Raw genomic sequence first — 12,803 nt, forward strand, 5'->3', positions numbered from 1 at the left:
CCCGCTCACGGGCGGGTCATCCGTCCTCCGCCGAGCACGGTCGCCGACCACCGGGACAACCGTGCCCGGTCGACCTTCGAGTTGTGGCGGATGTCGGTCGGCAGCACCGGGACGACGAGCACCGCCGCGACGGGGACCCCGGCGGCGGCACGGACGGCGGCGGCGAGGGCGGCGGGAGCGAGGGCCGGACGACGGGCCGGCGGCACGGTCTCGACGACCGCGACGACCTGCTGCGTGCCGGCGGGACCGATCCCGGCGACCCCGACCCGGCCGACACCGGTGACCTGCTCGACGCGCTGCTCCGGACCCACCGGGGTGAGGACACCCGCGGGCGTGGTGACCACATGCTGCAACCGTCCCTCGACCCAGAGCTGCCCGTCGGCGTCCAGGTGCCCGACGTCACCGGTGCGGTGGCCTCGCGGGTCGGTGAGTCCCCGGCGGGACGCCCGGTTCGTCCGCCAGAGCCGGTCGTAGCCCTCGCGCACATGCGGTGCGGCGACGACGATCTCGCCGGTGACGTCGGGGGCCGTGGTCAGGGTGTCGGCCGGCACCCCCGACGCGGAGAGCGGCGCGATGCGGACGTCGACGCCGCGTGCGGGTCGGCCGACGCAGACCCCGCCGACGCCCGACACCGTCGAGGCTGCCGCGCGCACGGCGTCGAGGTCGACGTCGGTCATGAGCAGCCCCTCGGTCATGCCGTAGGGCGTGTGTGCCGACGCGTTCGGCATGAGCTCGGTCGCGGCGGCCAGCAGCGTCGCCGAGACCGGGGCACCGGCCGACAGGAACAGCCGAACACGAGCCAGGGCGGCCCGGTCGGCGCCCGTCAGCGCCGGAGCGGTCGCGACGACGTTCGCGAGCGCCGCGGGTGACAGGAACACCACCGTGGCGTCAGCGGCGGACACCGACGCGGCGACCGCACGCGCCGTCAGCGTCCGCGGTGCCGTGACGTCCATGTCCGGAGCCACCGACCGTGCGCCGAGCGCGGGCCCGAGCAGCGCGAACGGGGCGAACCCCGCGACCAGTCCGGTGCCCACACCGATGCCGTACTGCGCTGCGAGCACGTCGCGGACGGCGCCGAGCTGGCCGTGCGTGTACACGACACCCTTGGCTGGACCGGTCGACCCGCTGGTGAACAGCACGGCAGCGGGGGTCGTCGGCGCCGGCGCATCGGGCAGGGCGGCACCGGCCGCGAGACGACGGGCACCACGACGCGCGACCGAAGCGAGCGTGTGCTCGACCCGGAGCGCCGCACGGGCCGGAGCCGGCAGCGCGAGCGTCGCGATGCGTCGCCCGGGCCACCCCAGGGCACGGGCCGCAGCGAGCCCGGGCAGTGCGCCGATCACCCAGTCCGGACGGGCGCCCTTCACGGCGCGCGTGAGTCCGCGAAGCCCCAGACCGGCATCCGCCACCACGACGGTCGCGCCGACCCGGATGCTGGCGTACAGCGCCGCGGTCAGGTCGGCACCGGGCGTCACGAGCAGCGAGACCCGGTCACCGGGGTGGACGCCGATGTCGACGAGTCCGGCGGCGACCTCGTCGACCCGTCGGGCGAGCAGCCGCCAGGTGATCGTGCGGGTGCCTCCGGGGGCGGCCATCTCGACCAGGGCCGGTTCGTCGGAGTCGCGCAGGTCGTCGAGAGCGGCCCAGAGCGGGCGGCTCACGTCCGGTGCGGTGTCACCGGCGGACGGGAGGCCCCCCTCGGCTCCGGCAGGCGCATGGCCGTCCGGCAGGCGGTCGCCCAGCCAGTCGAGGACCGTCCCGGCGACGTCGGCGTCCTCGGGCAGCAGGTGCCCGGCGCCCTCGAAGCGGTGGACGTCCGCGTGCGGCAGGCGCTCGGCCAGGTCGTCCAGGTAGCGCTCGAGGAACACCGGGTCACGCGGGCCCCAGAGCAGCAAGGCGGGGACGTCGAGCGCAGCGACACCCGACGAGATCCGGGCGAGTTCGGGGGCGCTGTCGTGCCGGGCGTCGACGGGGATGTCCGCCACGAAGCCGCCGATGCCACCGCGACGGGCAGCGCCGCGGTACGGCGCACGGAAGGCGTCGGCAACGAGGCGGTCGAGCTTCGGATGCGCGATCGCCAGGGTCGTCTCGAGGAACGCCGGCGTGACGACGGTCGCGCGGCCGAGCAGCTGGGGACGGAGCGCGAGCCGGAGCGGGGCCGGGATCGGGGCGTCGACGGGCTGGTGCACGGCGGTGTTGCACGTCGCGACGCCCACGACCAGGTCGGGGTGGTCGACGGCCCAGCCGAGCGACACGACGCCGCCCCAGTCGTGGCCGAGGGTGACGACGGGTCCGGCCAGGCCGAGCTCGTCGGTCAGCGCGCCGAGGTCGGCGACCCGCTGCGGCAGCCCGCGCGTGACCCCGGTGCGCTCCGAGAAGCCCATGTCGAGCTGGTCGACGGCGACCACGCGCCAGGCGGGTCCACCGGCGGCAGCCACCGCAAGCGACGTGCGGAGCACCGAGCGCCACAGGTACGACCACGTCGGGTTGCCGTGCACGCACAGCAGGGTGCCGACCGGTTCCACGCCGAGGTCGGCCAGGGACCCGGCCGTGTCGAGGAGGTGCCAGGTGCGCTCGGAGTGATCCGAGCCTCCCGGACGGACCGAGCGGTCTGCTGGCACCGTGACCAGACGCGACCACGCGGGGTCGAGTCCGGGCAGCGAGGGCGGCAGCGTGGCCGGAGCGGTGCTCGCAGCCACGCGGGGCAGCCCGGAGGTCACCAGCGCAGTTCCATCATCGCCGTGTTGATGCCAGAGCCCACGCCGCCCAGGAAGACGCGGTCCCCCGGGCGGATCCGGCCGGCGGCGGCCTCGTCGGCCAGGGTGATCGGAATGGACGCCGGGCCCACGTTGCCGAAGCGCTCGTACGTGGTGGGGACCTTGTCGCGCGGCACGCCGATCGCCTCGACGAAGGCGTTCGTGTGCACGTCGGAGACCTGGTGCAGGACGTAGCGGTCCATGTCCGCCCAGTCGAAGTGCGAGCGCGCTTCGTTCCAGGCGGCGACGACGAGTTCCATGCCGCCCTTGAGCAGCATCTTGGCGTCCGTGAACATGCCGTCCACGCTGCCGACGCACAGGTCGTACCACTGGGTGGCCGCGCGGGTGACGCCACCGACGATGCGGTGCCCGCCCGGGTGCATATCCGCCGGGCCGAGCACGGCTGCGGCCGCACCGGAACCGAGCGTCAGGCTCGCGAACTCGCTCATGAAGTCCTTGCGGTTGCGGCCGCCCTGGTTCAGCCGCTCGATCGTGTTGAGCTGCACCTGGTCGGCGTCCTCGCCGTCGACCACGAGCGCGTACTTGATCTGCCCGGAGTCGATCATGCCGGCGGCGACGCTCATCGCGTTGACGAACCCCAGGCACGCGTTCGCGATGTCGAAGTTGATGGCGGACGACGGCAGGCCGAGCCCGTGGTGCAGTCGGACGGCCACCGAGGGCTCGAGGTGCGGACGCGTGACGGACGTGTTGATGAGCAGGCCGACGTCCTCGGGGCGGATGCCCGCTTCAGCCATCGCACGGCGTCCCGCGTCGATCGCGGCGTCCTGGAAGGACTGCCCCTCGCCCCAGTTGCGACGCTCCTTGACACCGGCCACGCGCTCGAGCAGACCCATCGGCAGACGCAGGCGGCGCAGGACGCCACGCAGCTTCTCCTCGATGTCCGCAGAGGTCGTCACACGCTCGGCCACGGTGGTCGCGACCGAGAGCAGGGCGACGTTGTCGTGCTTGGCCGTCGCGTTGCCCGGGCGCTCGATTTCGCTGCTCGTCGCCTGGTCGACCGGCCGTTCCGTCATGATCGTCACCGATACATACTTCCGCATCCGGCCTGGATGCGCGATCCGGATGCGCTGTGCGACGCTCCGCGACGGTGCTCGACGGAGCGTCCCGCACCCTTGTGGGCCGTTGGACACAGTCCGATCACACCGTTCCGGAACCGACGATCCGTCCGTTACGCTGCCGATCCGAGGGGGCATCGTGCACAGAGGACTCGCGATCGGACTGGTCGTCGTGGCAGCAGTGGGGCTGTCGGGGTGTTCGTTGCTCCGTGGTGAGTCCGGCGGCGTGCCGGCGCCGTCACGGTCGTCCTCGGCGACGGTGACGCCCTCCCCGACCGACACCGCGACGTCGGACGCCGACAGCGAGGCCGAACGGCTGCGCGAGTCCGCCTCGCCCCGTCCACCGACGGCCGAGCCCACCCAGGCGTCGATGCCGGCACCCACCATCTCGACGATCCCCGACGGCACCGTGCTGGCCGAGGCCGACGTGACCTCGCCGAAGGGCAGCGTCCACTTCCACTACCGCGTCGTGGCCGCAGGCGAGTCCTACGCGATCGAGTACTCGGGCTTCACGTCGACGCTGCCGGTCCCCGTGGGCGTGATGCTCGTCGACACCGCACCCGCGGTCGGTGACGGCATCACCTACCACGGCGTCGGCGACCACCTGCTGGGCGGACCGACCTCGGCGCCGGCAGCCGCGGCCTCGACCCCGCTGACGGGCTCGTCGTACGACCCGTCCTGGCTCGGCTCGATCGTGACGTACTCGGACGCCACGAGCGACCCGTCGATCCCGGTCGAGATCGGCCCGGGGAAGGTGCTCGCGGTCAGCAGTGTGCGGTGGTCGGTGCCGGCACGGACGACGAACGTGCACCCGGTCGACGGTGGCGCCCGCTCCGGAGCGTCCGGTGCCGTCACCGCGACGTCGTCCTCGGGTGCACCGACGTCCTACGAGATCGCGCCGGACGACCTGATCGGCGACGTCGCCGCGCGCTTCGGGATCTCGGTCGAGGCGGTCATCTGGCTGAACCACGACCTGCGCGTGTACGGACAGCAGCAGTACCTGTACGAGGGCACCACGCTCAACCTGGACCCGATCCGGCGCTGAGCGGGCGCGGCGTCGACGAGCGGCGTCGTCGGGCGCGGGCGGGCCCGCGCGGAACCACGGAACCACGAAACGGACACGGCACCACGGGGATCCGCGGTGCCGTGTCCGTTCTGCAGTGCTGTACCGGGCGCTACTTCCGCAGCTCGAGGTACTTCGCGATGAGCGCCTTGGTGGACGAGTCCTGCGACTCGAGCACGGACTGGTCACCGTCGACCGCGGGAGCGATCTGCAGCGCGAGCTGCTTGCCGAGCTCCACGCCCCACTGGTCGAACGAGTCGATGCCCCAGATCGTGCCCTCGGTGAAGACGATGTGCTCGTACAGCGCGATGAGCTGTCCGACGACGCTCGGGCTGAGCTCGGGCGCGAGGATCGACGTCGACGGCTTGTTGCCCGTGAAGGTGCGCGCCGCGACGATCGCTTCGTCCGTGGTGCCCTCGGCGCGGACCTCGTCAGCGGTCTTGCCGAACGCCAGCGCCTTGGTCTGTGCGAAGAAGTTCGCCAGGAACAGGTTGTGGACGTCCTGCCCGGGCTCGACCGCCTTGCCGTCGCCGGTCTCGTCCTTGAGCGGACGGGCCGGGTTGGCGACCGTGATGAAGTCGGCGGGGATCAGGCGCGTGCCCTGGTGGATGAGCTGGTAGAACGCGTGCTGACCGTTCGTGCCGGGCTCGCCCCAGAAGACCTCGCCGGTGTCGGTCGTGACGGGCGAGCCGTCCCAGCGGACGCGCTTGCCGTTCGACTCCATAGTGAGCTGCTGCAGGTACGCGGCGAAGCGGTGCAGGTACTGCGTGTACGGCAGGACCGCGTGGCTCTGCGCGCCGAGGAAGTTCGAGTACCAGATGTTGAGCAGACCCATCAGCACGGGCACGTTCTGCTCGAGCGGGGTGGTGCGCATGTGCTCGTCGATGGTGTGGAAGCCGGCCAGGAACTGCTTCCAGTTGTCCGGCCCGATCGCGATGACGACGCTCGTGCCGATGGCCGAGTCGACCGAGTAGCGACCGCCCACCCAGTCCCAGAAGCCGAAGGCGTTCTCGGGGTCGATGCCGAACGCGGCGACCTTGTCGAGGGCGGTCGAGACGGCGACGAAGTGCTTGGCGACGGCGTCGTTCTTGGCCTCGTCAGCGGCGTCGGTGAGCGACAGGCGCTCCCAGAGCCACTGGCGCGCCAGACGGGCGTTCGTCAGGGTCTCGAGCGTGCCGAAGGTCTTCGACGCCACGATGAACAGCGTGGTCTCGGGGTCGAGGTCCGCGGTCTTCTCGTAGATGTCCGACGGGTCGATGTTCGACACGAAGCGGGCTTCGATGCCGGCCTGGACGTAGGGCTTGAGGGCTTCGTAGACCATGACCGGACCGAGGTCGGAGCCGCCGATGCCGATGTTGACGACGGTCTCGATGCGCTTGCCGGTGACGCCCTTCCACTCGCCCGAACGGACCTTGTCCGCGAAGGCGTAGACCTTGTCGAGCGTGGCGTGCACGTCGGCGTCGACGTCCTGGCCGTCGACGACGAAGCCCTTGGCTGGCACGAGCTCGCCCTGTGCCGGACGACGCAGCGCGGTGTGCAGGACGGCGCGGTCCTCGGTGGCGTTGATGTGCTCGCCGGCGATCATCGCCTGGTAGCGCTCGGCGACGCCGGCGTCCTGGGCGAGCTGCAGCAGCGCGTCGAGGATCTCCTTCGTGACGAGGCCCTTCGACAGGTCGACGGTCAGGTCACCGGCCTGGAACGTGTACTGCTCGGCGCGGCCGGGGTCGCTGTCGAACCATCCACGCAGGTCCGGGGAGAAACCGTCGGCGATGCCGGCGAGGGTCTTCCAGGCTGCGGTCGTCGTGGGGTCGACGGGTGCGGATTCGGTCACGGATTCCTCCTGAGCGCATGGGGCTGACTGGTCCGCAGACCTCCGCAACGCTGCGACGCGGGCCGCATCCGAGCGTAGTGCGCTCCGAGGGAGCGCGCGCACAGCGGACGGGACCTGTGGAGAACCGTCCGGAGGGCCGCCCGGAGGCTGCTCTGGAGGCACGGTGCCGTGACCGGCGCGCCTCAGGTGAGCAGGGCCTCCAGGGTGTCGGCCAGGGGGCCGTCCGCCGCGGCCCGCCAGGACCGGCCGGCCCACAGGTGCAGCGCGTGCGGGTCGCCGTCCGCCGCAGCCGCCCGGCGGATCGGTCGGGTCAGGTGGTGCAGCGCCGGGTAACCGAGCGGCGCGTCCTCGTGCTCGCGGACGAAGCGGTTCACCAGCGCCCGTGCCGGTCGTCCGGTGAAGGCACGCGTGAGCGCAGTGCGGTCGAAGACCGGGTCGACGAGGGCCCCACGGTGCGTCGTCCCGGTGCCCGCTTCGTCCGTCCGCAGCACGAGCGTGCCGACCATCGCAGCGGCGGCGCCCGCGAGCCGGACGGCCTCGACGTCGTCCGCGCTCCCGATGCCACCCGCGGCGACCACGGGCACGTCGACCTGGGCCAGGACCGCGCGCACCAGGTCGGGCAGGGGCTGCCAGACCGGCGACTGCTCCGGGTCGAGGACCGCCGAGTGACCGCCGGCGGCCTCGCCCTGCACGACCAGGACGTCGATCCCCCGCTCGGCCGCGGCCCGGGCGTCGACCGGGTTCGTCACGGTCTGCACCGTCACCGTGCCGCGACGGCGCAGGTCCGCGACGGTCTGCGCGGCGGGCAGCCCGAACGTGAAGGACACGACCGACACCGGGTCGTCGAGCAGCAGCGCGAGCTTCTCGGCCCAGCCGTCGTCGTCCTCGCGCTTGTCCGGCAGGTCCGGGAGCCCGAGGGAAGCGCGGTAGCGGTCGTAGTCCACGTCGCTGATCGGGACCGGGTTCGGTGCGAAGAGGTTGACGCCGAAGCGGTCCGTGCGGGTACGGACCTCGGCGATCTCCGACGCGAGCTCCTCGGTCGTGCGGTACCCGGCGGCGAGCGACGCGAACTGGGCGGACCGGGCTGCGGCGATGACGAGCGCCGGGGTCGACGGCCCGCCTGCCATCGGTGCGACGTGCAGCGGGGACCGGAGGACCTCGGGGAGTTGGTTCACCCCTCGATCCTGCACCGCCCGGGGCCCCGACGAACTCACGAGACGCCGCATTCGACGCGAGACGCCGCCGGACACGGCGGCGTCTCGGCGCGACGGCGGCGCCTCGCCACGACACGCCGCGGCTGCACACCGCCTGTCAGGATCGCGTCGCCCCCGACACTTCTGAGGTGAGAGGGGGCAATCGTGGATGAGGACACCGAGGCGGACGGCGCACTGACACGTCGGCTCGCGGAGGGGGACCGCGCGGCACTGGCCGACGCGTTCGACCGGTTCGCGCCGACCTTGACGCGCTACGCGTGGGCACAGGCTGCGAGCCGCCAGGACGTGGAGGAACTCGTGCAGGACACGTTCCTGACGCTCTGGCAGAAGGCTGCGACGATCGACCTGGCGACGAGCGCGTTGCTGCCGTGGTTGCTGGTCGTGTGCCGCAACCACGCTCGCAACCAGGCACGACGGGTGGCGAAGAACGCCGGCGACGAGCTGCCGCCGGAGCTGCCGGCGCGGACCGACACCGACGACGCCCGCGAACGCCTGCGCTGGGTCCGCGACGAGATCGCAGCACTTGCCCCGCTGGACCGGCGCATCTGCGAACTCTGCCTGCTCGACGGGCACTCGTACGCGGAAGCGGCCTCAATGCTCGGTCTGAGCGTCGGCGCCGTCACACAACGCGTCTCCCGATCTCGCGCCCGACTGAAGAAGGCGGTGACCAACGATGAACACTGAACCCCCCACCGGAGACGACCTGCAGCGCATGCTCGTCACGATGAAACAGAGCGTGCTCGACCGCGCCGGCGACCGAACGCCGGCACCCCGCCGACGCGGCCGTCGCGCCGGGATCATCATCGGCGTCATCGCGCTCCTCGGCCTCGGCGCCACCAGTGGCGGCGTCGCCCTGGGGATGATCCCGCAGCCGTTCGCCGCAGCACCGGCGCCGGCGCCGAGCCCCACGACCATCGAGCCCTCCGAGACCCCCACCGAGTCCTCCGCTCCGGTGATCGAACGACCCACTGTCACACCCACCCCGACATCGACCCGGAGGCCCTACGCGTTGGACGACCCGTCGACGTGGACGATGTCGGGGAGCGAGGTCGGGCCGATCGCCCTGGGCGGGGACTTCGCAGCCGAGACCGACGACCTCCAGCCGACGTACACGCTCGACTCCGCTGCGAACTGCCCGAACCCCGATGTCGCGTTCTTCACTCGGGGCGACGCTCCCCGGCTCGTGGTGACCCGCGTGGACGGGAAGGTCGACGGGGTTCAGGTCGGTCTGAACGCGCCGTCCGACACCACGTCCGGCAGGGCACCCACGACGGCCGAGGATGCTGGTCTGGGATCGACCGTCGAGCAGCTCAAGGCGCTCTACCCGGACCTGCACGACGCCGGGGCCTACGGCACCGACGGCGCGTTCGCCCTGTGGAGCATCGAGCGAGGCGGCCGCTTCATCACGTTCGAGCTCGACGGCGACGGTGCGCGAGTCGGAACGGTGTGGGTCGGCTCGACCGAGAAGCCCCCGTACGAGTTCTGCGGGTGACCGGGCCGGGGAGCGCTCACCCCTCGGGCAGGTGCTCCTTCGGCAGCTTCCGGAGCTTGGCGCGGCGCTTGCGGCGCTCGGGGATCATCGAGCGCATCTCCTCGAGCTTGCCGAAGCACAGCAGCCGGTCGCCCGGCTCGAGGGCGACGCCGCTGCGCGGGTTCGGGATGACGCTCGAGCCACGGTGCAGCGTGAGGACGGTGATGTCCCGGTCCCAGAGGCCGGACTCCTTGATCGTCTTGCCCACCAGGTCGGCGTTCGTGTGCACCAGGAGCTCGGCGACCCCGTAGCCCGTCGACACCGACAGGCGCTGGCGGACGTCGATCTCGGGGAAGGCGACCTGGTTGGCGATGAAGTCGATGACGGCCCCGGCGATGTCGAGCCCGGTCGCACGCTCGATGCCCTCGAGCCCCGGCGACGAGTTGACCTCCATCACGAGCGGACCGTCGTTGCCCTCGAGCATGTCGACGCCGGCGACGCGCAGCCCCATGATCTGCGCCGACCGCACCGCTGCCTCTTCGTACTCGGGCGTGAGCGTGACGGCCTCGACGGTCCCGCCACGGTGCACGTTCGACCGGAACTCGTCGCCCGAGGCACTGCGTCGCATCGCCGCCACGACCCGGTCGCCGACGACGAGCGCGCGGATGTCCTTACCGCGGCTCTCCGAGATGAAGCTCTGGATCAGCACGTTCTGCTTCGTGGAGTGCAGGGTCTCGACGATGGACTCGGCGACCTTGGCCTCGGGCGCCAGGATGACGCCGATGCCCTGGGTGCCCTCGAGCAGCTTGATGACGACGGGCGCCCCACCGACGCGCTCGATCGCCCCGCGGACGTCCCCGCGCCCGGCGACGAACGTCGTCGCGGGCATCCCGATGTCGTGGCGGGACAGGATCTGGTTGGCGCGGAGCTTGTCGCGGGAGTTCGTGATCCCGTTCGCGGTGTTCGGCGTGTAGACGTCCATCTGCTCGAACTGCCGCACGACGGCGGTGCCGTAGTAGGTGATCGAGTTGCCGATCCGGGGCAGGACCGCGTCGTAGTCGGAGATGAGCTTGCCGCGGTACTGCAGGTCGGGGGCGTCGCCCGTCAGGTCGATCGCGAAGCGCAGCGTGTTGAGGACCTTGACCTCGTGCCCGCGGTCGAGCGCGGCGGTGCGGAGCCGCTCGGTCGAGTACGCCTGCGGGGCACGCGACAGGATGGCGAGTTTCATCGGGAGGCTCCGCTGATCGAGGGCTGGCGACGGCGACGCTCCATGCTGGCAGAAGGATGACGCACCGTGCGCGCCGTCCTGCCAGGATGGGCACATGCCCGACGGTCCGAAGCGCCCCACGCGCACCCCGATCGTCGCCGGGTGGCGCGAGTGGGCCGGGCTGCCGGACCTCGACATCCCGTGGATCAAGGTCAAGCTCGACACCGGTGCCCGCACCTCCGCGCTGCACGCGTTCGACCTCGAGGAACTGCCCGGTGACCGCGTGCGCTTCTCGGTCCACCCGTGGCAGGAGTCCGACGCCGACCCGACGACCGTCGAGTGCGCCGTGCACGACCGCCGCGTCGTCCGGAGCTCGTCCGGGCACACCCAGGAGCGCATCGTCGTGCTGACGGCCATCGAGCTGGCGGGCCGCACGGTGCAGGCCGAGGTGACGCTGAGCAACCGCGACCAGATGGGCTTCCGGATGCTCGTCGGGCGCGAGGCCCTGCGCCAGGGCTTCGTCGTCGACCCGGCCCGGTCGTTCCAGGCCGGTCGCGCGCCGAAGGAGATCCGACGCCGCAACCGGGGCCGGATCTGACCACTCGACGACACCCGTTGGTCACGGATCGGTCACGACGTGTCAGGTCCGGGCATCCCTCGACACTTCTGGGGTGAGAGGGGGCACCGTGAACGAGACCGACGATGCCGACGCCGCACTCGCGCGGCGCATGGCACGACACGACACCGGAGCGCTGGCCGAGGCGTTCGACCGGTTCGCGCCGACACTGACCCGGTACGCGTGGGCACTGGCCGGCAGCCGGCAGGACGTCGAGGAGCTGGTGCAGGACACCTTCCTGACGCTCTGGCAGAAGGCCGCGGACATCGACCTGCCCACCGGCACCCTGCTGCCGTGGCTGCTGGTGGTGTGCCGTAACCACGCCCGCAACCAGGCACGGCGCATCCAGAAGAACGCCGGCGACGAACTCCCGGCCGAGCTCGCGGCGCCGACCGACGCCGACGACGCCCGAGAACGGCTGCGCTGGGTCCGCGACGAGATCGCGGCGCTGCCGCCGGTCGACCGCCGGATCTGCGAACTCTGCCTCCTCGAGGGGCACTCCTACTCCGAAGCCGCCACGATGCTCGGGCTGAGCGTCGGCGCGGTCACCCAGCGGGTCTCACGGTCCCGCGCGCGACTCAAGAAGGCGGTGACGCACGATGAACACTGAACCTCCCACCGGAGACGACCTGCAGCAGATGCTCGTCTCGATGAAGCGCGAAGTCCTGACGCGCGCCGACCAGCAGCGCCCCGCGCCCAGGCGACGCGGACGTCGTGCCGGGATCGTCATCGGCGTGATCGCCGTCCTGGGCATCGGCGCCGCCAGCGGCGGTGTCGCCCTCGGCATGATCCCGCAGCCGTTCGCGGCGGCGCCGGCGCCCGCTCCGAACAAGCAGTCGCCGACCGTGACGCCGACACCCTCGTCGGCGCCCGTCGTCGAGGAGCCGAGCAGCACACCGACGTCGACGTCGACGCCGACCCCGACCCGACCGCCGTTCGACCTCGCCGATCCGTCCTCGTGGACTGTCTCCGGTGACGAGTTCGGCCCGGTCGCGATCGGGGGAGCAACGGCAGCCGAGACCGACGACCTCACACCCGCGTACCTGCACGACGGCGCCGACGACGTCTGCGGCCCCGAGTTCGGGAGCTACTGGGTGCGGGATGCTCAGCCGACCCTGATCGTCTGGTCCGAGAGCGGGAGCGTCATCGGAGTCTCCGCCTGGGTGTCATCCGGGGCCGGCGCGTACGGGACGATCGGTCCGACGACCTCGTCGGGCATCGGGATCGGCTCGACGCTGGCCGAACTCCGCGCCGCGTACCCCGCCGCGGCCGAGGACCCGGAGCGCAGCAGGTACGTCGATCCGCCGACCGCCCCGAACGCCTTCACGGCGTGGAAGGCCGACACGGGCACCGGCCCCGTCTGGTTCGGGCTGGACGAGGACGGCATCCACGTGGTCTCGGTGGACATCGGACGGTTGTCCGGGATCTCCTGCGACTGACGCCGCGACGCGCTCGCGTGACCCGACCGGCTCTGGGGGGCGGGCGGTGCACGCGAGCAGGTCGGGACGGGAGGCGCGGTGCGGGCCCGCACCGCGCCTCCCGTCCGGTGGGTCTGGACACCAGCGCCGG

11 protein-coding genes are annotated in these 12,803 nt (G+C 72.1%); 6 read left to right on the forward strand and 5 right to left on the reverse strand.

Annotated elements, in window-relative coordinates:
* Window positions 1–5: 5 nt before the first annotated feature.
* Complete coding sequence (locus tag ASG04_RS02800) at window positions 6–2,708, reverse strand: alpha/beta fold hydrolase (RefSeq protein WP_056120279.1); 2,703 nt, start codon at window positions 2,706–2,708, stop codon at window positions 6–8.
* A gap of 8 nt (window positions 2,709–2,716) precedes the next feature.
* Window positions 2,717–3,790 carry a 3-oxoacyl-ACP synthase III gene (locus ASG04_RS02805; RefSeq protein WP_056120283.1) on the reverse strand — a complete coding sequence of 358 codons (1,074 nt, stop codon included), beginning with the start codon at window positions 3,788–3,790 and terminating at the stop codon, window positions 2,717–2,719.
* A 181-nt stretch (window positions 3,791–3,971) separates the two neighbouring features.
* Here ASG04_RS02805 and ASG04_RS02810 point away from each other — a divergent pair, with 181 nt between their 5' ends.
* Window positions 3,972–4,877: a LysM domain-containing protein gene (locus ASG04_RS02810; RefSeq protein ID WP_156463486.1), complete on the forward strand. Its 906-nt coding sequence runs from the start codon at window positions 3,972–3,974 to the stop codon at window positions 4,875–4,877.
* A gap of 130 nt (window positions 4,878–5,007) precedes the next feature.
* On the opposite strand, the gene pgi is transcribed toward ASG04_RS02810, so the two are convergent.
* Together pgi and ASG04_RS02820 are read right to left on the reverse strand one after the other, a co-directional pair.
* Complete coding sequence (gene pgi / locus ASG04_RS02815; protein WP_056119835.1) at window positions 5,008–6,726, reverse strand: glucose-6-phosphate isomerase; 1,719 nt, start codon at window positions 6,724–6,726, stop codon at window positions 5,008–5,010.
* Between the two features lie 182 nt (window positions 6,727–6,908).
* Entirely contained in the window at window positions 6,909–7,901 is a 993-nt protein-coding gene (locus ASG04_RS02820; RefSeq protein ID WP_235515410.1) for a nitronate monooxygenase, read from the reverse strand.
* 183 nt (window positions 7,902–8,084) lie between these two features.
* Between ASG04_RS02820 and ASG04_RS02825 the strand changes: the two genes are divergently transcribed.
* Window positions 8,085–8,624, forward strand: coding sequence for an RNA polymerase sigma factor (locus tag ASG04_RS02825; protein ID WP_056119841.1), 540 nt, complete (start codon window positions 8,085–8,087; stop codon window positions 8,622–8,624).
* Window positions 8,614–9,432, forward strand: coding sequence for a hypothetical protein (locus ASG04_RS02830; RefSeq protein ID WP_156463487.1), 819 nt, complete (start codon window positions 8,614–8,616; stop codon window positions 9,430–9,432). Before ASG04_RS02825 ends, ASG04_RS02830 begins: the two co-directional genes overlap by 11 nt.
* 16 nt (window positions 9,433–9,448) lie before the next feature.
* Here the strand turns inward: ASG04_RS02830 and rimK are convergent, their stop codons facing one another.
* A complete protein-coding gene (gene rimK, locus ASG04_RS02835; RefSeq protein ID WP_056119847.1) occupies window positions 9,449–10,639 on the reverse strand; it encodes a 30S ribosomal protein S6--L-glutamate ligase in 1,191 nt (396 codons plus the stop codon).
* A gap of 94 nt (window positions 10,640–10,733) precedes the next feature.
* Between rimK and ASG04_RS02840 the strand changes: the two genes are divergently transcribed.
* From ASG04_RS02840 to ASG04_RS02850, 3 genes are all read left to right on the forward strand, one after another.
* Entirely contained in the window at window positions 10,734–11,216 is a 483-nt protein-coding gene (locus ASG04_RS02840) for an ATP-dependent zinc protease (protein WP_056119850.1), read from the forward strand.
* Window positions 11,217–11,304: 88 nt separating this feature from the next.
* Window positions 11,305–11,844 carry an RNA polymerase sigma factor gene (locus tag ASG04_RS02845; protein ID WP_056119852.1) on the forward strand — a complete coding sequence of 180 codons (540 nt, stop codon included), beginning with the start codon at window positions 11,305–11,307 and terminating at the stop codon, window positions 11,842–11,844.
* The gene (locus tag ASG04_RS02850) at window positions 11,834–12,673 is read left to right on the forward strand and encodes a hypothetical protein (RefSeq protein WP_156463488.1); all 840 of its coding nucleotides are present in this window, start codon (window positions 11,834–11,836) and stop codon (window positions 12,671–12,673) included. The genes ASG04_RS02845 and ASG04_RS02850 overlap by 11 nt, the downstream gene beginning before the upstream one ends.
* Window positions 12,674–12,803 lie beyond the last annotated feature (130 nt).

This window comes from Curtobacterium sp. Leaf183 (assembly GCF_001424385.1).
In the GTDB taxonomy this organism is placed as follows: Bacteria; Actinomycetota; Actinomycetes; order Actinomycetales; family Microbacteriaceae; genus Curtobacterium.

Excerpts from the sequence above, each read along its gene's own strand:
- ASG04_RS02805 (WP_056120283.1), bottom strand. The coding sequence starts at position 3,790 with ATGACGGAACGGCCGGTCGACCAGGCGACGAGCAGCGAAATCGAGCGC.
- ASG04_RS02830 (WP_156463487.1), top strand. The coding sequence starts at position 8,614 with ATGAACACTGAACCCCCCACCGGAGACGACCTGCAGCGCATGCTCGTC.
- rimK (WP_056119847.1), bottom strand. The coding sequence starts at position 10,639 with ATGAAACTCGCCATCCTGTCGCGTGCCCCGCAGGCGTACTCGACCGAG.
- ASG04_RS02840 (WP_056119850.1), top strand. The coding sequence starts at position 10,734 with ATGCCCGACGGTCCGAAGCGCCCCACGCGCACCCCGATCGTCGCCGGG.
- ASG04_RS02850 (WP_156463488.1), top strand. The coding sequence starts at position 11,834 with ATGAACACTGAACCTCCCACCGGAGACGACCTGCAGCAGATGCTCGTC.